Origin of the sequence: Lactococcus cremoris subsp. cremoris NBRC 100676 (assembly GCF_001591705.1) — a bacterium.
Classification (GTDB): domain Bacteria; phylum Bacillota; class Bacilli; order Lactobacillales; family Streptococcaceae; genus Lactococcus; species Lactococcus cremoris.
The window spans coordinates 1-23399 of record NZ_BCVK01000016.1 but is presented as its reverse complement, the minus strand read 5'-3'; the positions used below and the strand labels follow the sequence as shown (position 1 = coordinate 23399).

Here is a 23399-nt window from a genome sequence, read left to right as displayed (position 1 = left end):
CCTTTCTATAAATCAGTCACACAGCCTTCACTGGCTGGGCGCGTGAGTTTAGCAAATTTAGCAAGAACCCCACGCGTTGCTTTAGGAGCAGGTTTTTGATAATTGGCACGTCGTCTAGCAATCTCATCGTCAGCAGCTTTCAAACTAATGCTGTTATTGACCGCATCAATCTCGATAATATCATCATCTTCGACCAAGCCAATCAATCCACCCTCAACCGCTTCGGGGACAATGTGGCCAACCACAAAGCCATGTGTGCCACCAGAGAAACGTCCGTCAGTAATCAAAGCACAAGATTTTCCAAGACCTGCTCCAATCAAGGCTGAGGTCGGTTTTAACATTTCTGGCATTCCTGGGCCTCCGACTGGACCGATATTACGAATGACAGCGACATCTCCTGCGTGCAAACGACCTGACTCAATTCCGTCAATAAAATGTTGTTCGCCATCAAAGACACGAGCTGTTCCTTTGAAAAATTCCCCTTCTTTTCCAGAAATTTTTGCCACAGAACCACCTTCAGCAAGATTGCCATAGAGAATTTGCAAATGACCTGTTGCTTTGATAGGATTTTCAAGTGGTCGAATAATGTCTTGGCTGTCAAAGTCCAAATCCAGTGCTGTTTCAACATTTTCAGCTAGAGTTTTACCAGTAACTGTCAAACAGTCGCCATGAAGCTTGCCCTCTTTGAGCAAATATTTCAAAACAGCAGGCACGCCACCAATTTTGTGCAAATCTTCCATCATGTACTTGCCACTTGGCTTGAAGTCGCCAAGCACAGGCGTGACATCGGAAATACGTTGAAAATCATCTTGCGTAATTTCGACACCGATGGCATTAGCCATGGCAATGATATGAAGCACAGCATTAGTTGAACCACCGAGAACCATGACGATCGTTATGGCATTTTCAAAAGCTTCCTTGGTCATGATATCGCTTGGTTTGATGTCTTTTTCTAGCAAATTTTTGATTGCCAGACCAATTTCATCACATTCGTCTTCTTTTTCTTGACTGACCGCTGGATTTGAAGCCGAATAAGGCAAACTCATTCCCAAAGTTTCAATTGCCGAAGCCAGTGTATTTGCTGTATACATGCCCCCACAAGCACCCTGTCCCGGAATGGCATTACAAATGACGCCGTGATAATCTTCCTCGGAAATATTTCCAGTGATTTTTTGTCCAAGCGCTTCAAAAGCCGAAACAATATTTAACTTTTCGCCTTTGTATTCGCCATGTTCAATCGTTCCACCATAAACCATAATTGACGGACGATTGAGCCGAGCCATGCCAATGATTGAGCCTGGCATATTTTTGTCACAACCGGGAACAGCGACAATTGCATCGTAATATTCGGCGCCAGCGTTGGTTTCAATACTGTCAGCAATAACTTCACGACTGACCAAGGAATATCTCATGCCAAGCTTTCCGTTGGCAATTCCGTCAGAAACCCCAATCGTGTGAAATTGAAGCCCAATCAGTCCGTCAGTTTGATTGACAGAATTTTTGATTTTACTACCGAGTGTGCCCAAGTGCATGTTACAGGGATTTCCGTCCCAATCCATGCTGACGATTCCGACCTGAGCTTTTTTGAAGTCCTCATCTTTAAAACCAATGCCATAGTGCATGGCTTTGGTCGCTGGCTGTGTTGGGTCTTGTGTCAATGTTTTTGAATACTTATTGAGCTCTATTGATTCAACTTTTCCGTTATATTTGAATTCCATATGTTATCTTTTTGACCTCCCCGTAAATTTTTATAGAGTTATTTTATCATTAAAAAATTGAAAATACAATAATTTGTCAGAATATTCAATAAAGTCTATAAAATACTTTTGCTTTCTTTTTAAAAATTCATCGGAATAATGAAATACTTATGCTTAATTCGTTGAATTTCAATATTTTCTTGATAAAAATCTGTCAGTATTTTTTCATTTAATAAGTCATCTTTTTTGCCTGCTTGAACGACTTCTCCTGCTCTTAAAAGTAAAAGGTGCGTAAAAGTATCAGAAATTTCATCAGGATGATGAGTAATATAAATGATTGTTGGCCCATTTTCTAATTTATTAATTTGTTCAAGTTGCTTTAATAAATTTTCTTTTGCAAATAAATCTAAACCATTGGTTGCTTCATCTAAGATTAATAGTTCAGGCTTTAAAATTAGACTTCTAGCAATAAGTAAAACTTGTTTTTCTCCCTGTGAGAGGCTCCCGTAAGTTCGACCAATAAGTGCTTCGGCTCCAATTTTCATCAAAAGATTACGGGCTTCGTCGAGTTCTTGGTCTCTATAAGGTTTATAGAGCATACTTGAATTAAATTTACCTGTATAGACTAGATTTTCGGCTTTGATATTTGAATGGAATCGTTCGGCGATAAATGAGCCAACCACACTGATTCGTTTTCTAAGTTTTGGAATTTCTCCTTTACCAAATTCAGTCCCTAATACTCTTAATTGGCCTGAGCTTTTCCATTCTTCGGCCAAAATTAATTTCAACAAACTTGATTTTCCAGAACCGTTTAAACCCAGAATCACCCAATTTTCCCCTTGATTAACCTGCCAAGTGATATTTTTGAGAATTTCTGTTTTATTTCGAGTAAGATTCACATTTTTTAAGCTAATAATTGTCATCTTTTTCTCTCTTTTATTGATGTTTTTGCTCATAGGCAGTAATAGCTTGTTCATATTGCAAAGTAATCCCAATATCATCTAAACCATTAATCAGTTTATCTTTCCAAATGGGGTCAATCTCAATATAAAAGTTTTCTGTGCTCGTTTGAATTAACTGATGAGGCAAATCAATTGTGATTTCTTCTTGGCTTGAAAGTTGGGCTAGACTTTTTAGCGCCTCTTTGGGTTGGACAATGGGTAAAAGTCCATTTTTCAAGCTGTTATTATAAAAAATGTCTGAGTAAGAACCTGCAATAATGGCTCGAAAACCATAATCTGCTAATGCCCAAGCCGCATGTTCTCTGGAAGATCCTGAGCCAAAATTATCGCCAGAAATTAACAAGCTGGCCTTGCGATATTGCGGCTTATTTAACACAAAATCGGGATTTTCCTCATAATCTTTGCTATAGCGCCATTCATAAAATAAGTTTTTCCCAAAACCTTTTTTATCAATCGCTTTTAAAAATTGTTTAGGAATAATTTGGTCAGTGTCAATATTGTCGTTCATCAATGGAACGCTTGTTCCTTTGTAAATTGTGAATTTTTCCATTTTTATCTTTCTATTATTTTTTATTTTTAAATAATTGTAAATTCATGCTTTTGTTTTTAGATTATTTTCAATTTCTTTTGGAAAATGCTTACGCGCCTTGTTATAGGCGAGATAGCGTTGCACCAATAAAGAAAAGCCAATGTCAAAGAGCAAAAAGAGATTGCCTGGCGCTTTTGTGAAATGATCTAGTCCCAAGTGCAAAGCCATATAAATAATCCAAAAAAGAGCAGTCAAAAGATTTCCTTTGCGCATGACCTGCTGGTCATCATTGACCAAGTAAGTATAGGTCAAGACCCTCAACCAGCCAAAGATAGGTGGCAAAACCAGACTGTAAATCAGAAGATTGCCCAGAAAACCAATCGTCAATCCTGACTTTTCAACATACTGGAAAATCTCGATAGCCCCAAATGCCATGAGTATGAGATAGATTGTCATGCGCGCAGTCACGACGCGTGCGCGAAGCTGACGACTAATGACCCAGAAGATGATGAGAATCCCCAATATCGCTGGTGCAAAGTTTTGAATGAAAGCTTGAATGTCTGTGTTCATCGCTTGATTAAATTGGTTCGTATTCATTAGACAATTTCTCTAACATCAACAAATATACCGGCGATTGCAGCCGCAGCCGCCATTGCAGGAGAGCATAAATGCGTTCTGGCATTATGTCCTTGACGTCCCTCAAAGTTTCGATTACTTGTAGATGCGCAATGGACATAAGCTGGGATTTGGTCAGGATTCATGCCCAGACAAGCCGAACATCTGGGTTCACGCCATTCAAAACCTGCGTTCTTGAAGATTTTATCAAGACCCAGTTCTTCGTCAGCGATTTTGACAGGGCGACTGCCGGGTACAACAATTCCTGTCAGTCCGTCAGCAATATGATTGCCTTTGATAATTTTTGCTGCTTCTTCTAAATCGCCAAGCCGTGCATTGGTACAAGAACCGATGAAAATATAACCCAAGTCAATATCAGAAGCGGTTTGTCCCGGTTTCAAATCCATGTACTGATAAGCACGTTCGTAGTTTAAGTCATCATTAATTTTAGGAAATTCTTCACCAAATTCTAAGCCCATGCCCGGATTGGTTCCCCAAGTCACCATGGGTTTTAATTGACTAACATCAAGGGTTAAGACCTTGTCATAAACCGCGTCAGAATCACTGACAAGTTTTTCCCATTTACTGACAGCTTCGTCAAAGTTTTCAGGAGCATATTCGCGTCCTTTGACATAATCATAAGTTTTTTCGTCAGGATTCATCAGGCCCATTTTTGCCCCAAATTCAATGGACATGTTACAAATTGTCATCCGTTCTTCCATGCTTAAATCACTAATGGCATTCCCAGTATACTCAACCGCATAACCTACACCTGCATCAACCCCATATTTGGCAATGAGAGCGAGAATAAAATCTTTACTATAAACTCCTTTTTGGGGATGACCTTGAAATTCGATTTTCATACGTTTAGGTTTGACTTGCCAGATGGTTTGAGTCGCAAGGACATGCTCTACTTCACTAGTTCCAATTCCGAACGCAATAGCGCCAAAAGCCCCATTTGTCGCAGTATGACTATCACCACAGACAATTGTTTTACCGGGTTGCGTACGCCCAGATTCAGGGGCGACCATGTGAACAATTCCTTGTCCTTTGCCGCCATGCGCTTCTGCCGGTATACCAAATTCCTTGACATTTTTAGTAAAGGTATCAATTTGCTTTTTAGAAATCAAATCTTGAATATTAAAAATATCTTTTGTTGGAACATTATGATCAAGTGTTCCATAAGTTAAATCCCTGCGTCGAACGCTCCGCCCTGCATCACGCAGACCTTGAAATGCCTGTGGACTCGTTACTTCATGTATAACATGGAGGTCAATATAGAGAAGCTGTGGCTCCCCCTCATTTCCTGCGACCACATGGCGGTCCCAGAGTTTGTCAAAAATTGTTTTTGCTGTCATTTTTTGTTCTTCTTTCTTATTTTTTTATTTATGTCAAATTTGACGCGATTTATTTTTCACTTTCTCTTAACTTTACTACTATCAATCTTTGTAATTCTGCGGTAAGCAAGACTAAAGCAGAAAATTGGCAGAAGTAAGATTAGAAATGCAATGCCGTCAAGCGATAATGCTAAGCTAAAAATTATTGCTCCCGACAGGCTAATGACCGCCGTCAAAATCCCAATAACCAAAAGTACTCGCCCCCAGATTTTTGCTTTTGTTGTTCCTAAATTTGACACCGTCATGATACAAATCGCTGTGCAAAGCCACAATAAAATGATATAGCTAAGGATTGGCAGAGGGAGGAAAATGAGTCCCATCAAAAATGAACCAATAAAATAATCCCCAAAATTAAATCCTGGCGTATAGTCCATTTGAGAAATGGCGACAAATAGCGCAAGAGCGACTGGAAATAGCCAATAAGCAAGCAAGCCTAGAAAAATCAAATTTTTTGTTTTTATATCTATCATCCCAAATCCTCTTACAAGGTCAAATTTGGCCTAATTCTTTTTCTATCTATCCCTGCTCACAAAGTGTCGTAAATTTTTTGACAAATCTGTCAAAAGCTCTGTCAAATTTGACAGCTCAGAAACCTCAACCCAGCGCTTTTCCACATTGTCATTATCCGCCGTCAAAACGGGTGTGTCCGAAATGTCCAGACTATCCTCAACCACATAAATAAACTCAACCACATGCGTCCGATAGCCATGCCAATGCCTAAAATTTTCGATGATGCTCGTCAAATGAACGTCCGAAATAGCAACCGTCAGCTCCTCCTGGAACTCTCGTTTCAAGGCATTTTCCGTCGTCTCGCCAATTTTGACGTGTCCACCGGGCAACCAATATTCGCCCGTGTCAAGGACATGGTCAAGTAAAATTTTATTGCCTCGCCGTACAATCCCTGACGCACGCAGCGCAGCTAAGTCATTGCCTGCTTCAATATTCCAATCTTCTGTCATTTTACAACCGCTCCAAAATCGCCTTTGTCATCTCATCCGTCGTCGCACTTCCACCCAAATCTTGCGTGAAAATACCGTCAGCAAGCGTTTTTTCGACCGCACGCTCAATCAGCACCGCACCATTTTCCAACTCAAAACTCTCGCGCAACATCATGGCGACCGACAAAATCATGCTGACAGGGTTGGCAATGCCTTTGCCTGCGATGTCAGGCGCAGAGCCGTGGATAGGCTCGTAAAATGCCGTCCCCGCACCATGCGAACTTGACGCGCTACACCCTAGAGTCCCCGCCAAACTTGACGCCTCGTCCGTCAAAATGTCGCCAAAGAGATTTTCCGTTACAATCACGTCAAATTTCTGCGGATTGGTAATCAGGAGCATGGCGCAAGAGTCAACCAACTGATGCTCGTAAGTCACGTCAGGATAGTCTTTCGCGACCTCGTCCACCGTCTTGCGCCAAAGTTTTGAGGTGGCAAGGACATTTTGTTTATCCACGCTCGTAACCTGCTTACGTGGGCGTTTTTGCGCCGTTTCAAAAGCAAATCGAACCACACGCTCAATCTCGATACGTGTGTAATCGTTGATGTCCCGCGCTTTGTCAGCTTCAAGCGTATGCTCGCCGAAATACACCCCGCCTGTCAGCTCACGAATGGTCACAAAATCCACATTTTCGACATTTTTAATGGGCGACAAATGTTTCAATGGTTCATAAATTTTCAAAGGACGGACATTGGCAAACAAGCCTAACTCCTTACGAATTTTGAGTAATCCCTGCTCAGGGCGAATTTCCGCGCCGTCAAATTTCGGGTCGCCAATCGCGGCATGTAAAATCGCATCCGCATTGCGCGCCGCTTCAAGCGTTTCATCAGGTAATGGCACACCAAATTTGTCAATCGCTGCGCCTCCAAAATCTTTCGCGTCCAATTCATAGTCAAAGCCGATTTTCTCAGCTACTGCAGACAGGACTTGCAGTCCCGCATTTATAATCTCAGGGCCGATACCATCGCCTGATAAGGTTACAATTTTTTTAGTCATTTTTCTTCTTTCTATTTTTTATTAAATTTTCGATTTTTCTCAATTTCCTGTGGAAATTCCTTGCCCGCTAAATGCCAGACGTAATAGCGTTGGACAAGGAGAGACAGTCCAACATCAAACCAAGTCCAAAGCTGACCTGTTTATTTTTCATTTTTTTCTTGCAAAATCAGATATTCATTGACCCGCCATAAGCTGTGAATAAAAGATTGAAACAAGTTTCGACCACGTAATTCAACCGCCACAGGCTTCTCGCCTGCCTCGACCGTCAGCCTATTGCTTCCACAATAATCTAACTTGGCTTTGATATTATGATTACCCGCAGCAAGCTTAAATGTTTTGGCTTGATTGACCTTGATTCCACCCACAAAATTACCATCAATAAAAATTTTAAATTTACGAACACTTCCCGAATAAGCCCAGCGCCGTGTTATTGTGATGACGGAGTCACCTGCTACAAGCGGAATAACTTCGTCCAAGTCTTGTGGCTTTGACGGCGTTTGACAAAGAGCAATGAGGACTAAAACTCCTAATCCCGTCACAAGCATAAGCGGTGTGGCCAACCAGATTTGCTGAAATAGCATTGCCAACCACAAGATAAATACTGGTACGATGAGAAACAAAAGCCAGACTTTGCTGAGGCGTGCGTCATTCATCCGCCGAAATATGAGAAATAGGAAAGCTATGAGTATTACAAAATTGGCTATACCCATGATAATGAGCCAAATCATCGGAAAAATACTGAGCGGACTTCCACCATTAATACCCTCGTTGATATTTCCATGTCCGACAAGCGCGAAGTAGCCTAGATATATCCCCCACAGTATCGCTTCCGTGAGCAACAGACCAAGCACGCCCCACCAAAATTCGGCGCGCGTTGCTGTTTTCTCTAAATGTAACGCATCTTTCCAAAACTTTTTATAAGCTGTCCACATGACAGTTACCTCTTTTCTCTTTTTTATCAAATATGAATAGGTAGGACGTATAAACATTCGCTTTGCTTGTATGCAATCATATAAAAATAATCGAAATAAGCTCCTTTATACTCATTTTGTTTATAAATTTTGTAAAGTAAGGAATGACTAAAGTTTGGATAATCTAATTTAGCTAGCTTTAGATCAGTGAGGGCGTCAAGAAAAGTCTGTTTATCTTCTGTTAAAATGTTTGACGAAAAACCAACCAGACTTGAAAAATTAGTCAATCGGAAAATGGCAAGATTTTCGCCATCCCCAGACCAGCCTTCATTCGTATGATAACTTACTAATTTTGATACTTTGGGAAAGTTTACCTGCCAATGATTGTATTTCCAAGTTTCCTTGTATGCCGCCTTAATTTTTGAAATAGAATAGTTCAGATTAGTTTGAGGTTTATTCCAAGACTTCCAAATTCCTAGTCCCAAAAAAATTATTATCAGTACAATCAGAAGATAAATAATTTTCCTCTTCATATTTTTTTATCTGCCATATTTATAAAAATAGTCTTTTAAATCCCATCATGAGCTGAAATTTGTTCAACCTTTCCTTGTGAGTTTTCTTTCTGTACCAGTACATTCGCATTCATATAAGCAATCGCACTACCTTTTAAGACATCATAATCGACCCCTTTAGCATTAAAAATTGTACCGGTAGCGAGATTTTCGACAGAAACAACGGTTGTTGCTTGTGCATCAATTCCATTAGTCACAGCATCAACAGAATAAGAAATTAATTTTAGTTGATGATTAAAGACTTTATCAATGGCTTGGAAAATCGCATCAACTGAACCAGAACCCTCTCCCTGGCTGACATAAATTTCAGCATCTTGGTTTTTGAGTTCGACTAGTGCTTTATGCCCATCAATCTGAACATTATTAAGAATGAAACCAGCCAGATTTTTCACCGTTTCGCCCGTGAATAAAGCATGAATATCAGCGTCAGTAATTTCCTTTTTCTTGTCAGCCAGACGTTTAAAACGTTCAAACAGGTTTGGAAGTTCCTTTGCGTCATATGAAATATTAAGTTCGGTCAGTTTTTCAGTAAATGCATGCCGACCTGACAGTTTCCCGAGTGGTAGTGAATTGTGTTTTATTCCAACAAGTTCTGGACTAATGATTTCATAAGTTTCGGCATTTTTAAGAACACCATCCTGATGAATTCCAGATTCATGAGCGAATGCATTTGCCCCAACAACCGCCTTGTTTTTAGGAATAGCAATTCCTGAAAATTGCGAAATTAATTCTGCTGTTGCCATTGTTTCCGCAAGAACTAAGGGACTTTTCGCCTGATAATAATCCTTACGAATATGCAAAGCAACTGCAATTTCTTCAATCGCAGCATTTCCAGCCCGTTCGCCAATTCCATTGACCGTACCTTCTACTCTACCTGCTCCAGCTTTAATTGCTGCTAATGAATTTGCTACAGCCATCCCTAAATCATCATGACAATGCGGACTAAAAATAATTTCACGGTCAGCTTTAATATTATCAATCAACATTTTAAATATTTTTCCATATTCTTCCAGAGTTGTATAACCAACAGTATCAGGAATATTGATGTAAGTTGCTCCAGCATCTACTGCGGTTTGAACGGCTTTCAAGAGAAATTCCGGTTCAGTACGTGTCGCATCTTCCGGCGAAAATTCAACAACTTCAACCTGCTCATGAGCATGTCTTACGCATTTATCAATCGTTTTTAGAACTTCATCAGGACTTATTTTGAGCTTATATTTCATGTGAATGGGTGAAGTGGCAATAAAAACATGAATTTGTGGATGTTGAGCTTCTCTTACTGCCTCTACTGCTTTATCAATGTCAGTTATAACGCAACGAGCTAATGCTGTTACCGCCGTCTCCTTTAAAGCTTTAGAAATTTGTTTTACAGCTTCAAAACTATCCGGACTCGCTGCAGGAAAGCCAGCTTCAATCACAGATATCCCCCATTTTTCAAGTTGTTTTGCAATAGTTACCTTCTCGGCTATGGAAAAAATCACGCCAGGTGTTTGTTCGCCATCTCTTAGGCTAGTGTCAAAGAATTCAATTTTTCGCATAATATTACCTCTATTTTTTATTAAGAAACAAAAAAGACGCCCCTGAGGACGTCTCATGGTCCTCGAAATGACTGTTGTCAAATAGGACCTACATATTTTAGCCGAAAAGCTAATGTAGGTCCACCTTGATCAACAACAATGAAAATTGTGTGTATGTCATTTCAAGTTCCTCTTTTTTGTTAATTTACATTATAATACTCGTAATATTTTAAATTGTCAATAAAATAATAATATTTAATGCATTTTTTTGTATTAACAAGAATTTAACAACAAAAAGATTAAAATTTCTTTTAAATATCTTTTATAAAGACCATAGATCAGTTGCTTGTTAATAAATAGACAAGCAATTTTGTTGCTTTTGATAGGACTAAAATGATTAAATTATAATGGATCATGATGTACCAATAGAATAAGGAGAAAAAATGACTCAAGATTATCGAGTTTTATTATATTATCAATATGTCCCAATCGAAGATGGAGAATCTTTCGCTCAAAAGCACCTATCAGACTGTAAGGCCCTAGGTTTAAAAGGACGTATCTTAGTTGCTGACGAAGGAATTAACGGAACTGTTTCAGGAACTGTTGAACAAACGAATGCTTACATGTCACTCATGAAAAATGATTCTCGCTTCACGTCAACAATTTTTAAAATTGATGAAGCCAAACAAAATGCCTTTAAGAAAATGCATGTTCGTTATCGCCCAGAATTGGTTAACTTGAGTTTAGAAGACGATGTTAATCCCTTGGAACTCACAGGTGCTTACCTTGATCCCAAAGAGTTTCGTGAAGCTATGCTTGATGAAAATACAGTTGTCATTGACGCACGAAATGATTATGAGTTTGACCTTGGTCATTTCCGAGGAGCAATTCGCCCTGAAATTAGAAGTTTCCGCGAACTTCCACAGTGGATTCGAGATAACAAAGAACAATTCATGGAAAAACGTGTTTTAACTTATTGTACAGGTGGAATTCGCTGTGAAAAGTTCTCAGGTTGGCTTGTTCGTGAAGGATTTAAAGATGTTGGTCAACTTCATGGCGGAATTGCTACTTACGGTAAAGACCCAGAAGTCCAAGGGGACCTTTGGGATGGACAAATGTATGTCTTTGATAGTCGAATTGCAGTTCCGATTAATCAAAAAGAACACGTCATCGTTGGACGTGATTGGTTTGATGGAAGTCCTTGCGAACGTTATATTAATTGTGGAAATCCAGAATGCAACAGACAAATGTTAGCTTCCAAAGAAAATGAAGCTAAATATCTTGGTGCTTGTTCACATGAATGTCGAGTTCATCCAGATAACCGCTATATCAAAGCTCATCAGCTTTCAAATCAAGAAGTTCAAGAACGCCTTGCTCTACTTGAGAAAGATTTGGCATCATAAAATAAAAAAGTCTATTTGCAAATAGACTTTTTTTATTTTACTTTCATCTTGCTGAAAGTCGCTAATTCTTTAAAACCAGCTTTTTTAATTATTTCTCTTGCATTATCAATTGCCGCCCAATCATGCTTTGCGACATGACTATCCGTTCCTAAAGTAACAAATTCTCCACCTAATTTTTTAAAATTAATCAATAAATCACTGTAAAATTGCTGAGTTTTCGATTCACTAAACAATCTCGTATTCACTTCTAAGGCTTTACCTTTTGAAGCCAAGTTTCTTAAAATTTCTAGCAATATCACTTCAAAATCCACAAAATTTATTGATTTATCAGCGTATGCGCCATATCTGGCAACATAATCCAAGTGTCCAAAAGAATTATATAACTCAAAATTTTGAACAATACCTAAACAAGCTAAAAGATATTCTTTTTGAGCTTCTTCTTTAGATTTATTTAGATAAAAATCCGTTCCATCATAGACTTCTATATCATCAATTTCATGGACAGAAGCAATCACAAAATCAAACGGAGCTGAATTGATAAATTCACTAATTTCTGATTTAAACCGTAAATCTATCCCCATTTCCAGACCAATTTTTATTGTAATTTTATCTTTAAACTCTACTTGTAATCTATTGATTTCTCGAAAATACTTGGCTACATTCAACGAAAAATCAATCTCAGGAAAATAAAAATCACGATGTTCTGTAAAACAGATTTCCTCCAAACCATGCTCAATCGCTTCTAAGACATGATTTCTGGGATTTTCCTCGCTGTCAGCCGAAAAATAAGAATGCAAATGATAATCTAATTTTTTCATTTAATCTGCCGTCCTTGTGTGAAATTTCTTTTTGTTTCCTTCAATCTGATGACGCTCTCGCGCTTTTTGCCGCACTTCTTCAAGAGAAATATCAGTTTGATTTATCAGCACAAATAAATGATAAAGCAAATCATCAATTTCACCCAAGAGTTCAGTCTTATCCGAATTTTTACTAGCGATAATTACCTCACTGGCCTCTTCACCAACTTTCTTTAAAACCTTGTCAATGCCTTGGTCAAGCAAATAATTTGTATATGATTTCTCTACTGGATGTGCTTTTCTGTCAGCGATTTGTTTTTCTAAATCAGCAAAAATATCCGAGTCATCAAAAGGAATGACTTCGTCATAAAAACAAGAATAGGCACCTGTATGACAAGCATTACCTGTCTGCTCAACAAAAACAAGGAAAGTATCCTGGTCACAATCTAAGCGCATCCCTTTTACTTTTTGAAAATGACCCGATTCTTCCCCTTTATGCCAAAGTTTTTGTCTTGAACGTGACCAAAACCAAGTTTCGCCACTTTCAAGCATTTTCTGATAGGCCTCCTCGTTTGTATAAGCCATCATCAAAACTTGCTTCGTTTGATAATCTTGTACAATGACAGGAATAAGCGCCTGCTTTTGAAAGTCTGGTTTCATATAATCTCCTTCTTAATTATTCTTGCTGGAATACGATTTTTTATGAGTTCTTCTTTAACTTTATCCACTGTTGCTTCTCCATAATGAAATAAAGAAGCAACAAGGGACGCATCACTTTTTGTCTTTTCAAAAACTTCAATAATATCCGAAATAGAACCACAACCACCACTTGCAATAACGGGAATATTAACTGCAGAGCAAACGGCATTTAACATTTTTAAATCATAGCCTGTTTTTGTACCATCTTTATCCATTGAGGTCAATAAAATCTCTCCTGCACCTAATTTTTCACATTTTTTGGCCCATTCAACTAAATCAATTCCTGTATTTTCTCGCCCACCTTTGATATAAACTTCAAAGCTAGACCCCGATTCATTCGCCTTGGCATCAATCGCAACCACAACGCATTGAACGCCAAATTCATTAGCCGCTTGATGGATAAGTTCAGGATTTTCTATTGCCGCCGAATTTATGGACACTTTGTCAGCTCCACTAGCAAGAATTCTTCTAAAATCGTTAATAGAACGAATTCCTCCACCAACGGTTAATGGAATTGAAAGCTCACGTGCTGCACGTCCGATTAACTCACCAATAATTTCACGTTCTTCAAAAGAAGCCGTTATATCAAGAAAAACAATTTCATCTGCACATTGTTCTTCATATATTTTTGCTATCTCCACTGGGTCACCAATTTCTTTTAGACCAACAAAATTGATTCCCTTAACGACCTTACCATTTTTAATATCAAGACAAGGGATAATTCTTTTTGTTAGCATGATTGAACTCCTTTTCAAGATTAATTTTTCCTTCATAGTAAGCTTTTCCAACAATGATTCCATAGAAATCAGAATCTGCTGCTCGTTGAATATCCGAACTATCCTTTACCCCACCAGAAACAATGACATCTAAAGAAGTTTCTTTTGAAATCTCATCATAAAGTTCAAAATTCGGTCCAGTTAACGTACCGTCCTTGGAAATATCAGTGACAATGACGGTTTTAACACCTATTTTCTCTAAATCTTTTAAAAATGATAGATAAGGAAGAGTTGTTTTTTCTAACCAACCACTCGTTGAGACAAAACCCTCCCTAATATCCACTCCAACAACAATTCTGCTCAAACCATATTTAACCAACAGTTCTTTAAGAAAATCAGGTTTTTCTGCTGCTGCAGTCCCTAAAATCACACGTTCTACGCCAATCTGTTCAAGATAAAGGCTAACTGTATCTAAATTTCTAATTCCACCACCAATTTCTATTTTTAAATTAGTTTGGTCTTTTATTTTTCGCACAATCTCTAAATTTCTGGTTTGCCCTAGCTTAGCACCATCTAAGTCGACTAAATGTAAATATTTTGCTCCCATTTGTTCAAATTTTTGAGCAATTTCTAGTGGATTTTTAGAATAGACCGTTTTCTTATCATAATCCCCCTTGTAGAGACGTACAGCTTCTCCATTTTGTAAATCAATCGCTGGGATAATTTCCATTAAATTTCCTCCAAAAATGCTCTTAGTATTTTTCCGCCAATTTTTCCACTCTTTTCAGGGTGAAATTGGCAACCGATAATGTTATTTTTCCCCACAATGGCAGGAATCATCGCTTCTCCGTATGTTGTATAGGCAATGAGTTCATCATCAGGACAAGTCGCTTGATAGGAGCGAACAAAATAAACTTCATCACTATCAGCCAAATAAGCAGTTATTGGCTTAGTTTTGACTAGTTTTAATTGATTCCAACCCATGTGTGGAATTTTCTCACTTGATTTTATTGGAATGGCTTCTCCTTTTAAAAGCCCTAACCCTTGGCATTCTTCTATTTCAATTCCTTTTTCAAACAGCACTTGCATTCCTAGACAAATCCCTAATATAGGTATTCCGGCATCAGCTCGCTCCTTTAAAACATCAATTAAATTAAACTTTTTCAGGTTATTCATTGCGGTAGGAAAAGCCCCCACTCCTGGAAGAATAAGTGCATCTGCCCTGCGAATTTCTTCTAAATCTCTCGAAATTACTGTTTCTTGTCCCAATCGTAAAAAGGCTGCTTGGATACTTTGAAGATTTCCAAGGTTGTAGTCGATGATAACAATATTTGCCATACTTCTCCTTTCAATAGTAAATGGAAATAAATTCCTATTTATATTTAAAAATATCCAAAAACCTCACAACAGCCAATTAATTTCAATCGGTCAATATCAATCTTATCCCGACCATAGGCATCAAAGAAGCGATCACGATATTGGTCAGTCCCAATGTTGAAATTGAGCGTCCATGCTCCCCAAAAGAGGTCAATATGTCGGTCACCAACACCTGCACAATCCAAATCGATAAAGCCTTTAAATTGCCAATTATCTAAAATGATATTAGGTAGACAGTAATCTCCATGTAAAAGCGTATCATCCTTTAATAATAGTTTATTGTTTTGTATATAATCATAAGCTTCTTCGGGTGTATGAATATTATAGTTAGTTACAAAATCTAGATTTGATTTCTTTAGTCTTGCATTATTTTCAACTTTTTTCAGATAACGTTCAGAATGGTCTAAAATCGGACAATCTTCAAAATTCTGTTCATGAAGGAATCGTAGATTTTCAGCAAGGCTATCACATAGTTGTTTTGGATTTTTGAGATACTGCTTTGCTAGATAATTGTCTCCTTGTATTTTTTCTTTGAGCAGAAAATCTTGTGACTGGTCTGATAAATAAGAAATATATCCTAAGCCTAAATTTTTCTTTTTAAAATAGTCTGTCATTTCAGCTTCTCGCTCTAATGATTTTTTTGAAGCTATCTTTAAATAATAACCGTCTTTCTTATCAATGAACAACACTTGGGCTTCAGGAGACGAACTGCTATCATAAACTTTTGCATCTTTTAGCGTATTCTGAAGTTTTTCAGGGAATTCCTCGATGTTAATGTATAACTCTTTTAATTCGCTCGCAAAACTCCTTTACTGCTTGGTATTTTTCCAACTTTAGTCTCATCAATACTTATCGCTTGTTTAAGGGCACGTGCCATAGATTTAAAGATTCCTTCAATGATATGATGCGTGTTTTTCCCATAATGTTCATTAATATGTAAAGTAATCCCAGCATTAAAAGCAAGGGCTCGGAAAAATTCTTCAGTCATTTCGGTATCATAGCCACCAAGTTTTTGATTTCCTGATAAATCGGCATTAAATACCAAATAAGGGCGTCCACTAATGTCTAAATCACAGGTAACCAGTGCTTCATCCATTGGAATCGTAAAACTGCCATAGCGACGAATTCCAAGTTTATCTCCTAAAGCTTCATTGATACATTTTCCAAGAGAAATTGCCACATCTTCAATGAGATGATGAGGGTCCATGCCTAAATTTTCATGGTCGCCATGAGCAGTGAGTTTAATATCAAAATCGCTATGAAAAGCAAGGAGTATCAACATGTGGTCTAAAAAACCAATATTGGTATCGATTTCGCTTCTTCCTGAGCCATCTAAATCAAGCGTTAGATAGATTTGGGTTTCTTTTGTCTCACGAGTTATCGTTGCTGTACGCATTTATTTCTCCTTTTTTTCATCATCAAATCTCACAGAAATTGAATTGGCATGAGCACTCATTCCTTCTGATTTAGCAAAAGTTACAACATCTTCTTTGAAATCCGCCAAAATTTCTTTAGGATAATAACTATAAGTTGAATATTTAACAAAATTGTAGACGCCTAAGCCAGAGTAAAACTTGGCCGTTCCGCCAGTAGGTAAGACATGATTACTTCCTGACATATAGTCGCCCAATGGTTCTGGCGTATATTCTCCAAGAAAGATTGAACCAGCATTTTTGATTTTTGGAAGTTGGGCTAAAGGGTCAGTAGTCAAAACTTCTAAATGCTCTGGAGCCAATTGATTAGAAACCTCGAAAGCTTCGTCAATAGATTTGACAACAATGGCACCACCATAATTACTGACAGAACTTTCAATAATTTCACGACGTTCTAAACTTTGAACTTGTTTTTCTAATTCTTCATCTACTTTTTGAACAAGACTTTCAGAAGTTGTCACTAAAATTGCTGACGCAAGTTTATCATGTTCGGCTTGCGCCATTAAATCAGCAGCGATATATTTTGGATTTGCTTTTTCGTCAGCAATGACCAAAACTTCTGACGGTCCTGCAATCATATCAATATCAACCATACCGTAACAAATTTTCTTGGCCGTGGCTACAAAAATATTTCCGGGTCCGACAATCTTATCAACTTTAGGAATAGACTCTGTCCCGTAAGCAACGGCGGCCACAGCTTGAGCGCCACCGACTTTATAGATTGTTTCAATCCCACAAACTTCGGCGGCGGCTAAAATATTTGTATTCACTTGTCCGTCAGCCTTAACTGGTGTAATCATAATAATTTCTTTAACCCCTGCTAAAAGTGCGGGCACTGCGTTCATAATAACTGTTGAAGGATAGGCTGCTGTGCCACCTGGAACGTAAAGGGCGACACGTTCTAAAGGACGTGCAATTTGACCCATGATAACCCCATTTTCTTTATAAATGCTCCATGAATTTCCTAATTGATGCTTGTGGAATTCTTCAATTTGTGATTTGGTACGACGCAGAATTCTAAAGTAATTTTCATCAATTTTTTCTAAGCCCTCTTCTCGTTCCTTGCGCGTGACAAGTAAATTATTTTTGTCAGCATTATATCCATCAAACTTTTTTGCATAGCTAAATATAGCAGAATCACCCTCTTTACGAATAGCTTTGACAATTTCATGAATACTTTTATTTACTTCTTCTGAAACTTCGGCTTTTCGTCCTTGAAATTTATTTGCAACTTCTTCAAGACTTCCTTGATAATCAATTTGTTTGAGCATTTTCTAATCTCTCCACTATTTCTATGATTTTATCTTTTTTGAATTTGAAACTTGCTTTATTAACAATCATTCGGGTTGAAATTTGACTGATTTTTTCAATCACGACTAAGCCATTTGCTGACAGTGTATTTCCAGTTTCGACAATATCAACAATAGCATCTGCTAAACCAACGACTGGACCAAGCTCAACAGACCCTTCTAATTTGATAATCTCAATATCCTCTTGCTTTTGAGCAAAATAATTTTTAGTGATTCTTGGGTATTTAGAAGCAATTCGCTTACGCCTGTGAAATTTTTTATTTAAAAAATCTGGATAGGAAGCAAGGGCAAAGATGCACTGACCAACTTTTAAATCTAATAACTCATAATAATCATCAAAATCATTTTCATCAAGCGTATCTTTACCGACAAATCAAATATCAACAATCCCATGCTCCAAAAAAGTTATGACATCATCGGCTTTTCCAAAAATAATTTCCAAATCATCTGGTATGGTTACCACCAACTCACGCCCCATTTCGCGCACCGCCGTCATATCAAATCCTGCCTGTCCTAGCAAAATCGTGACCTGCTTTTGAATGCGCCCTTTGGTCATTGCTATTCTAATCATATCTGTCTCCTATCTGCCAAAGGGCGAGCAGATAGCTTGCTTACGCAAGCTTCTATCCGCAACCTGGAAGCTCCCTCTTGGTCGCCTTTGACAACCATGCTTACGCAAGCCTTCATCTGCAACCTGAAAGCTCCCTCTTGGTCGCCTTTGACAACCATGCTTACGCAAGCCTTCATCTGCAACCTGAAAGCTCCCCCTTGGTCGCTTCCAGCCATTGCTCATTGCTATTCTAATCATTATTCAATCCTTTCATAACATTGTCCATATGCACGCAAAAGCCAATTGAGCCCGTGGTTTTACCGAACTGTTTCAGCAACTTGTCATAGCGTCCACCAGATATAACCGCTTGCGCCACGCCTTCTACGTAAACCTGAAACATCAGCCCAGTATAGTATCCCATCGCAGGTACCATGGCAAAATCATAGTGAATCTGGCAAATCGCTGTCTTGTCAGGTAAATTCAGCGCTTCAAGCATTTCGAGTGCCTGAGACAATTTTTCATCGCCTGTTGCCAAAACTGGTTCTGTTGCAAAGTTTTCCAAAAAATCTATTTTAGTGTAAAATTGAGAAAAAAGATAGAGAGGACAGAGTAATGAATCATTTTAAAGGCAAACAATTCAAAAAAGACGTCATTATTGTCGCTGTTGGTTACTACCTGCGTTACAATCTAAGCTATCGTGAAGTTCAGGAATTGTTATATGATCGTGGAATAAATGTTTGTCATACTACGATTTATCGTTGGGTGCAAGAGTACAGCAAAGTCCTCTATGATCTTTGGAAGAAGAAAAATAGACAATCCTTCTATTCATGGAAAATGGACGAATCCTATATCAAAATTAAGGGACGTGGGCATTATCTTTATCGTGCAATTGATGCGGACGGCTTAACCTTAGATATCTGGTTACGAAAGAAACGGGATACGCAAGCAGCCTATGCTTTCTTAAAACGACTCCATAAACAGTTTGGTGAGCCGAAAGCAATTGTGACTGATAAAGCACCTTCTCTTGGCTCCGCCTTTAGAAAGTTACAGAGTGTGGGTTTATATACTAAGACAGAGCACCGAACTGTGAAGTATCTTAACAATTTAATAGAACAAGACCATCGACCTATTAAACGACGGAATAAATTTTATCAAAGTCTCCGTACAGCCTCTTCCACGATTAAGGGCATGGAGACCATTCGAGGAATATATAAAAAGAACCGAAGAAATGGAACGCTCTTCGGCTTTTCGGTGTCTACTGAAATCAAGGGATTAATGGGAATACCAGCCTAAGATATTTGGAGTTCAGAGAGAGCGCGTTTGATTTTCAAACTTCGCAACAGAACCCTTAATAATAGCTTATTCTTACTAAAAATATATCAAATTTAAAATGGCAACTGAAATGCTTAAATAAGTTGCAAAAACAATCCAAATAAAATAAGGAATTAAGAAAAAAGAGGATAACCTATTAATTTTTGAAAATTTGATGATACAGAGGTAAACAATGAAATTTAGTAGGAGAATAATAATGACTCCCAACCAAAAATATCCTTTGAAAAAAATAATACTCCAGATGAAGTTTAAAATAAGTTGTATTCCAAAATAAAACAAAGCAATTTGGCTATCACTCTTTTGATTTTTAAGATTATAAAAAATCAAATAAGCGGCAATAGCTATTAAAGCATAGAGTATCGGCCAAACAATTCCAAATAAATAATCTTGCGGAGCCAGCGGCGGAAGTATGAGATTATTATAAATTTCCTTGATATTTCCAGCAAAGAAACCAGATAGGCCACCAATAATTTCGATTCCCACAATAAATAATAGAAGATATGTCAATGATTTTATTTTACTAGTCATACGTTCCCTCCCTAAAACTATGTAAGCGTTTTTTTGATTACCATACCTATATTATTACATAAATAGTTTGTTAAGCTAGCATATTCGCTTGATAACTATATAACTTAATTTAAATAGCAACAATCTTTTTATCAAGAAAATTCAAGCAATACTTTGATTTCATTTATCTACTGATATCCGTGCCTAAATCAATTCGTAATCAAAAATAAGGCTCCCTTATACTCAAAATAACACAACTAACATAATTTATGTTATGTAAAATATATTGTAAAGACGATATTAGCTAATAAAAAACATAAGAAAAAAACTAGCAAATTGCTAGTTTTTTTCAGGAGCGATTTGTTCAAAATCTACTGTTCCTTTTCGTTTATTGGCAGCAATAACACGAATTTTTATTTCTTTTCCAACTTGATAAATTGTTTCCGATTTTTTCCCTTTAATAATACTCACTTCTTCGTCAAATTCAAGTTCTTCTGTTGTCCCAGTATGTAAATTTGGTACTCGAACTAAACCTTCAACGGTATTATCTAGTGCTACAAAAATACCAAACTTTTGTACTCCTGTGATCGTACCAGTATAAACCTCACCGATACGTTCTAACATGTATTCTGCTTTCTTCATCGCATCAATAATCCGTTCAGTGACAACAGCACGGTGTTCCATATCGGAAGAGTGACTAGCAATTTCAGGCAAACGTTCTTTCCATTCATCCTTAGTACGGTTGGAATGGTCAGAAGGATATAAATGTAATAAACGATGAATAATTAGGTCAGGATAACGTCTAATTGGACTTGTGAAATGTGTGTAGTTAGTCGCTGCAAGTCCAAAATGTTTTGTATTTTTTTCAGAATAAACCGCTGTTGACATAGTATGACGAAGTTGATAAGTTAAGGCTTTTTCAAAACTTGTACCTTTAATCTCATCAGCAAAGAAATTTATGGCTTGATGAGAGTCAGAGCTCAAAGAAAATCCAGCTTCTGCAGCAGCTTCCATCAATTTAGCAAATGCTTTTTCCTTAGGAGTTTCATGGACACGATACAATGAAGGTAATTTTTTCTTTTGGAAATCAAGAGCAACAGTTTCATTTGCCATAAGCATGAAGGATTCAATCATGCGTTCTGCAGTATCACGGTCACGTTTTACGATTTCAATTGGGTGACCCTCATCATCTAAAATTATTTTTGCTTCACTCTCATCAAACTCAATCATCCCTCTATCTTTTCGCATTGTTTCGAGAATTTCATGAAGTTCAACGGCTACTTCTATCGAATCAGCAATTTTAGAAAATTTTTCTAATGCTTCGCGGTGTCCTTCTTGCCCCTGATGAATCATCTTGTTCACATTGCTATAAGTCATGCGGTAAGTTGTTTTTATGACTGATGGAGATATCTTATAAGTGACAATCTTGCCCTTATCATCAATTTCCATTAGGCAAGACATTGTTAGCCGTTCTTGAGCTTCATTAAGTGAGCACAGGTTATTAGACAATCTGACAGGTAACATTGGAACTACTCTATCAGTCACATAAACCGAGGTTGCTCGCGCATAAGCTTCTTCATTCAAAGAAGAACCTTCGGTCACATAATGACTGACATCAGCAATGTGGACCCCTAATTCAAAATGTCCATTCGATAATTTCTTAACATGAATCGCATCATCTAAATCTTTAGAATCCTTTCCATCAATGGTATAAGTGATTTCATTACGATAGTCTTCACGTCCTTGCAAGTCTTCTTGGGTTAATTCTTCAGAAAATGACTCAGCCTCAGCTAATGTTTCAGCTGAGAATTCTTGTGGAATTTTCATAGCATACAAAACTTCTAAGATATCAAGGCCAACTTCACCTTTATGACCAATGATTTGCGTAATTTTTCCTTCAAATGCTTTAGTATCTGTTGGATATTGAGTAACTTTAATACTTACTACATCTTCTTCTTGTACTCCTGTTAAGGGCTGTTTTATGTAAAGAGTATCTGAAATACGGTCATTAAAGAGTTCGATTCGACCTTTATATCCCAAAGCTTTGGCTTGGCGATTAGATAAAGAACGGTAAGTTCCAACTGTATCAACGACTGCTCGTTCATTGATTTTAATAATTTGTCCGCTTGCGCCCCGTCTTTCTGTCTTAGGGTATAAAACCTTAACAGTAACCTTATCTCCATCCATTGCAAATTTAGTTTCGTTTTGACCGATGTAGATATCATTAGTTTTGTCTGTCTCACTCTCTGGATGTACAAAACCAAAGCCTTTAGGATGTTTAGAAAATACTCCTTTACTTTCTGTTTGTTTAAGTGCTGATGCTAATTCTGATAGCTGAACCATATATGTTTATTTCTTCCTCCAGTTGTTTCATTCTATCATAACATAATCAGTAAGTAATATTCGACTATCAGTAAACAAAAAAACCTTTTCAGAGGCCTTTTCAGTTTTTAATTATAAATTTTTTAATATAAATAAATTCTAAAAAGAATCCATTGTCTTTTCATTACAATCTATGAGTGGAACCAAATAGCATTAAATTTGAACTTAACTCTCCTTTAATTCGTGCATCATCCAGATTTGTGAAAGTTTACAGATCTCAAGTTTTTGGTTCTTATCCAAATTTTCAAAAAGAAATTCTGTAAAGCTATTTTTTTCTCTACTATTTTCGCACATTTCGTCCATTCCGAGTAGATAACGTGGACTTACATCAAAGTATTCTGCTAACTCTAATAAGCGAATAGCCGAGGGCATTGTCTTTGTTTTATAATTACTCAAGGCATTTCGCGAATAACCCAACTCTTTTTCAATTTGATTAAAAGATTTACCTAAGTCTTCCCCAAGTTTTTTAACACGTTTATAAAATAAGCTCTCTTCCATCATTTTTCCTTTCGAAATATCAAAATTTAATTTGTCCGAAAAATTAAGATTTTTCGGAGTCTTTTTATTCTTTTTTATAAACACAGTGATAGTTAAACAACTTAATGTTTAACTATAAGGTTAAGCTTATTTGTTTGCTTGATAACAGCCTTCTCACTCTGTAAGGGCTGCGGATCTGCTTGCCACATCTTCACATCTTGGGG

General features: G+C 37.5%; 25 protein-coding genes and 1 pseudogene. 2 read left to right on the top strand and 24 right to left on the bottom strand.

Translation table 11 applies throughout. The annotated features are described in order from the left end of the window. Positions 1 to 5: 5 nt before the first annotated feature. The 11 genes from ilvD to LLA01S_RS04180 form a co-directional block, all read right to left on the bottom strand. A complete protein-coding gene (ilvD, locus tag LLA01S_RS04230) occupies positions 6 to 1718 on the bottom strand; it encodes a dihydroxy-acid dehydratase (RefSeq protein WP_061777901.1) in 1713 nt (570 codons plus the stop codon). Between the two features lie 119 nt (positions 1719 to 1837). Further along, positions 1838 to 2620, bottom strand: coding sequence for an ABC transporter ATP-binding protein (locus LLA01S_RS04225; protein ID WP_014572612.1), 783 nt, complete (start codon positions 2618 to 2620; stop codon positions 1838 to 1840). Positions 2621 to 2633: 13 nt separating this feature from the next. Next, a complete protein-coding gene (leuD, locus tag LLA01S_RS04220) occupies positions 2634 to 3209 on the bottom strand; it encodes a 3-isopropylmalate dehydratase small subunit (RefSeq protein ID WP_014572613.1) in 576 nt (191 codons plus the stop codon). A gap of 42 nt (positions 3210 to 3251) precedes the next feature. Beyond that, positions 3252 to 3785 carry a hypothetical protein gene (locus LLA01S_RS04215; protein ID WP_015082459.1) on the bottom strand — a complete coding sequence of 178 codons (534 nt, stop codon included), beginning with the start codon at positions 3783 to 3785 and terminating at the stop codon, positions 3252 to 3254. Then, positions 3785 to 5161: a 3-isopropylmalate dehydratase large subunit gene (leuC, locus tag LLA01S_RS04210; protein ID WP_061777900.1), complete on the bottom strand. Its 1377-nt coding sequence runs from the start codon at positions 5159 to 5161 to the stop codon at positions 3785 to 3787. Before leuC ends, LLA01S_RS04215 begins: the two co-directional genes overlap by 1 nt. 56 nt (positions 5162 to 5217) lie before the next feature. Then, on the bottom strand, positions 5218 to 5670 hold the full coding sequence (locus LLA01S_RS04205; protein ID WP_061777899.1) for a hypothetical protein: 453 nt from the start codon (positions 5668 to 5670) through the stop codon (positions 5218 to 5220). 42 nt (positions 5671 to 5712) lie between these two features. After that, the gene (locus tag LLA01S_RS04200; RefSeq protein WP_061777898.1) at positions 5713 to 6159 is read right to left on the bottom strand and encodes an NUDIX hydrolase; all 447 of its coding nucleotides are present in this window, start codon (positions 6157 to 6159) and stop codon (positions 5713 to 5715) included. A 1-nt stretch (position 6160) separates the two neighbouring features. Continuing rightward, on the bottom strand, positions 6161 to 7192 hold the full coding sequence (gene leuB / locus LLA01S_RS04195; protein ID WP_011676139.1) for a 3-isopropylmalate dehydrogenase: 1032 nt from the start codon (positions 7190 to 7192) through the stop codon (positions 6161 to 6163). A gap of 140 nt (positions 7193 to 7332) precedes the next feature. Next, positions 7333 to 8124: a DUF805 domain-containing protein gene (locus LLA01S_RS04190; RefSeq protein WP_061777897.1), complete on the bottom strand. Its 792-nt coding sequence runs from the start codon at positions 8122 to 8124 to the stop codon at positions 7333 to 7335. Between the two features lie 26 nt (positions 8125 to 8150). After that, positions 8151 to 8636, bottom strand: coding sequence for a hypothetical protein (locus tag LLA01S_RS04185; protein WP_061777896.1), 486 nt, complete (start codon positions 8634 to 8636; stop codon positions 8151 to 8153). Positions 8637 to 8671: 35 nt separating this feature from the next. Next, positions 8672 to 10213 (bottom strand): 2-isopropylmalate synthase, encoded by a 1542-nt coding sequence (locus tag LLA01S_RS04180; RefSeq protein ID WP_061777895.1) that lies wholly within the window; start codon positions 10211 to 10213, stop codon positions 8672 to 8674. A gap of 422 nt (positions 10214 to 10635) precedes the next feature. Between LLA01S_RS04180 and trhO the strand changes: the two genes are divergently transcribed. Then, on the top strand, positions 10636 to 11595 hold the full coding sequence (gene trhO, locus LLA01S_RS04175; protein ID WP_011835164.1) for an oxygen-dependent tRNA uridine(34) hydroxylase TrhO: 960 nt from the start codon (positions 10636 to 10638) through the stop codon (positions 11593 to 11595). Positions 11596 to 11627: 32 nt separating this feature from the next. On the opposite strand, the gene LLA01S_RS04170 is transcribed toward trhO, so the two are convergent. From LLA01S_RS04170 to LLA01S_RS04120, 10 genes and pseudogenes are all read right to left on the bottom strand, one after another. Next, entirely contained in the window at positions 11628 to 12413 is a 786-nt protein-coding gene (locus LLA01S_RS04170) for a histidinol-phosphatase HisJ family protein (protein ID WP_061777894.1), read from the bottom strand. Then, the gene (hisIE, locus tag LLA01S_RS04165) at positions 12414 to 13052 is read right to left on the bottom strand and encodes a bifunctional phosphoribosyl-AMP cyclohydrolase/phosphoribosyl-ATP diphosphatase HisIE (RefSeq protein ID WP_061777893.1); all 639 of its coding nucleotides are present in this window, start codon (positions 13050 to 13052) and stop codon (positions 12414 to 12416) included. After that, the gene (hisF, locus tag LLA01S_RS04160) at positions 13049 to 13828 is read right to left on the bottom strand and encodes an imidazole glycerol phosphate synthase subunit HisF (RefSeq protein ID WP_061777892.1); all 780 of its coding nucleotides are present in this window, start codon (positions 13826 to 13828) and stop codon (positions 13049 to 13051) included. Before hisF ends, hisIE begins: the two co-directional genes overlap by 4 nt. Then, positions 13797 to 14537 (bottom strand): 1-(5-phosphoribosyl)-5-[(5-phosphoribosylamino)methylideneamino]imidazole-4-carboxamide isomerase, encoded by a 741-nt coding sequence (gene hisA, locus LLA01S_RS04155; protein ID WP_011676147.1) that lies wholly within the window; start codon positions 14535 to 14537, stop codon positions 13797 to 13799. The genes hisF and hisA overlap by 32 nt, the downstream gene beginning before the upstream one ends. Further along, the gene (gene hisH / locus LLA01S_RS04150; protein ID WP_061777891.1) at positions 14537 to 15145 is read right to left on the bottom strand and encodes an imidazole glycerol phosphate synthase subunit HisH; all 609 of its coding nucleotides are present in this window, start codon (positions 15143 to 15145) and stop codon (positions 14537 to 14539) included. Before hisH ends, hisA begins: the two co-directional genes overlap by 1 nt. Before the next feature lie 44 nt (positions 15146 to 15189). After that, positions 15190 to 15960 carry an aminoglycoside 3'-phosphotransferase gene (locus LLA01S_RS04145; protein ID WP_031286436.1) on the bottom strand — a complete coding sequence of 257 codons (771 nt, stop codon included), beginning with the start codon at positions 15958 to 15960 and terminating at the stop codon, positions 15190 to 15192. Positions 15961 to 15971: 11 nt separating this feature from the next. Beyond that, positions 15972 to 16580 carry an imidazoleglycerol-phosphate dehydratase HisB gene (gene hisB / locus LLA01S_RS04140; RefSeq protein WP_061777890.1) on the bottom strand — a complete coding sequence of 203 codons (609 nt, stop codon included), beginning with the start codon at positions 16578 to 16580 and terminating at the stop codon, positions 15972 to 15974. After that, positions 16581 to 17888, bottom strand: a complete 1308-nt coding sequence (gene hisD / locus LLA01S_RS04135; protein ID WP_021165366.1) for a histidinol dehydrogenase — start codon at positions 17886 to 17888, stop codon at positions 16581 to 16583. It lies immediately after the preceding gene. Beyond that, positions 17872 to 18498: pseudogene (gene hisG, locus LLA01S_RS04130) on the bottom strand (ATP phosphoribosyltransferase). Before hisG ends, hisD begins: the two are co-directional and overlap by 17 nt. 229 nt (positions 18499 to 18727) lie before the next feature. Beyond that, on the bottom strand, positions 18728 to 19048 hold the full coding sequence (locus tag LLA01S_RS04120) for an ATP phosphoribosyltransferase regulatory subunit (RefSeq protein ID WP_255209967.1): 321 nt from the start codon (positions 19046 to 19048) through the stop codon (positions 18728 to 18730). Positions 19049 to 19089: 41 nt separating this feature from the next. On the opposite strand from LLA01S_RS04120, the gene LLA01S_RS04115 reads away from it, so the two are divergent. Continuing rightward, positions 19090 to 19770: an IS6 family transposase gene (locus tag LLA01S_RS04115; protein WP_061777888.1), complete on the top strand. Its 681-nt coding sequence runs from the start codon at positions 19090 to 19092 to the stop codon at positions 19768 to 19770. 75 nt (positions 19771 to 19845) lie between these two features. On the opposite strand, the gene LLA01S_RS04110 is transcribed toward LLA01S_RS04115, so the two are convergent. From LLA01S_RS04110 to LLA01S_RS04100, 3 genes are all read right to left on the bottom strand, one after another. Then, positions 19846 to 20337 (bottom strand): TspO/MBR family protein, encoded by a 492-nt coding sequence (locus LLA01S_RS04110; RefSeq protein ID WP_061777887.1) that lies wholly within the window; start codon positions 20335 to 20337, stop codon positions 19846 to 19848. A gap of 318 nt (positions 20338 to 20655) precedes the next feature. Next, positions 20656 to 22659, bottom strand: coding sequence for a ribonuclease R (rnr, locus tag LLA01S_RS04105; protein WP_061777886.1), 2004 nt, complete (start codon positions 22657 to 22659; stop codon positions 20656 to 20658). A 204-nt stretch (positions 22660 to 22863) separates the two neighbouring features. Then, entirely contained in the window at positions 22864 to 23196 is a 333-nt protein-coding gene (locus tag LLA01S_RS04100; protein ID WP_011676161.1) for a helix-turn-helix domain-containing protein, read from the bottom strand. Positions 23197 to 23399: the final 203 nt, after the last annotated feature.

Excerpts from the sequence above, each read along its gene's own strand:
- hisH (WP_061777891.1), bottom strand. The coding sequence starts at position 15,145 with ATGGCAAATATTGTTATCATCGACTACAACCTTGGAAATCTTCAAAGT.
- hisF (WP_061777892.1), bottom strand. The coding sequence starts at position 13,828 with ATGCTAACAAAAAGAATTATCCCTTGTCTTGATATTAAAAATGGTAAG.
- hisA (WP_011676147.1), bottom strand. The coding sequence starts at position 14,537 with ATGGAAATTATCCCAGCGATTGATTTACAAAATGGAGAAGCTGTACGT.
- LLA01S_RS04110 (WP_061777887.1), bottom strand. The coding sequence starts at position 20,337 with ATGACTAGTAAAATAAAATCATTGACATATCTTCTATTATTTATTGTG.
- hisB (WP_061777890.1), bottom strand. The coding sequence starts at position 16,580 with ATGCGTACAGCAACGATAACTCGTGAGACAAAAGAAACCCAAATCTAT.
- LLA01S_RS04170 (WP_061777894.1), bottom strand. The coding sequence starts at position 12,413 with ATGAAAAAATTAGATTATCATTTGCATTCTTATTTTTCGGCTGACAGC.
- rnr (WP_061777886.1), bottom strand. The coding sequence starts at position 22,659 with ATGGTTCAGCTATCAGAATTAGCATCAGCACTTAAACAAACAGAAAGT.
- LLA01S_RS04185 (WP_061777896.1), bottom strand. The coding sequence starts at position 8,636 with ATGAAGAGGAAAATTATTTATCTTCTGATTGTACTGATAATAATTTTT.
- LLA01S_RS04225 (WP_014572612.1), bottom strand. The coding sequence starts at position 2,620 with ATGACAATTATTAGCTTAAAAAATGTGAATCTTACTCGAAATAAAACA.
- trhO (WP_011835164.1), top strand. The coding sequence starts at position 10,636 with ATGACTCAAGATTATCGAGTTTTATTATATTATCAATATGTCCCAATC.
- LLA01S_RS04100 (WP_011676161.1), bottom strand. The coding sequence starts at position 23,196 with ATGGAAGAGAGCTTATTTTATAAACGTGTTAAAAAACTTGGGGAAGAC.
- LLA01S_RS04190 (WP_061777897.1), bottom strand. The coding sequence starts at position 8,124 with ATGTGGACAGCTTATAAAAAGTTTTGGAAAGATGCGTTACATTTAGAG.
- LLA01S_RS04180 (WP_061777895.1), bottom strand. The coding sequence starts at position 10,213 with ATGCGAAAAATTGAATTCTTTGACACTAGCCTAAGAGATGGCGAACAA.
- ilvD (WP_061777901.1), bottom strand. The coding sequence starts at position 1,718 with ATGGAATTCAAATATAACGGAAAAGTTGAATCAATAGAGCTCAATAAG.
- hisIE (WP_061777893.1), bottom strand. The coding sequence starts at position 13,052 with ATGAAACCAGACTTTCAAAAGCAGGCGCTTATTCCTGTCATTGTACAA.
- LLA01S_RS04205 (WP_061777899.1), bottom strand. The coding sequence starts at position 5,670 with ATGATAGATATAAAAACAAAAAATTTGATTTTTCTAGGCTTGCTTGCT.
- leuD (WP_014572613.1), bottom strand. The coding sequence starts at position 3,209 with ATGGAAAAATTCACAATTTACAAAGGAACAAGCGTTCCATTGATGAAC.
- leuC (WP_061777900.1), bottom strand. The coding sequence starts at position 5,161 with ATGACAGCAAAAACAATTTTTGACAAACTCTGGGACCGCCATGTGGTC.
- LLA01S_RS04115 (WP_061777888.1), top strand. The coding sequence starts at position 19,090 with ATGAATCATTTTAAAGGCAAACAATTCAAAAAAGACGTCATTATTGTC.
- LLA01S_RS04215 (WP_015082459.1), bottom strand. The coding sequence starts at position 3,785 with ATGAATACGAACCAATTTAATCAAGCGATGAACACAGACATTCAAGCT.
- hisD (WP_021165366.1), bottom strand. The coding sequence starts at position 17,888 with ATGCTCAAACAAATTGATTATCAAGGAAGTCTTGAAGAAGTTGCAAAT.
- leuB (WP_011676139.1), bottom strand. The coding sequence starts at position 7,192 with ATGACTAAAAAAATTGTAACCTTATCAGGCGATGGTATCGGCCCTGAG.
- LLA01S_RS04200 (WP_061777898.1), bottom strand. The coding sequence starts at position 6,159 with ATGACAGAAGATTGGAATATTGAAGCAGGCAATGACTTAGCTGCGCTG.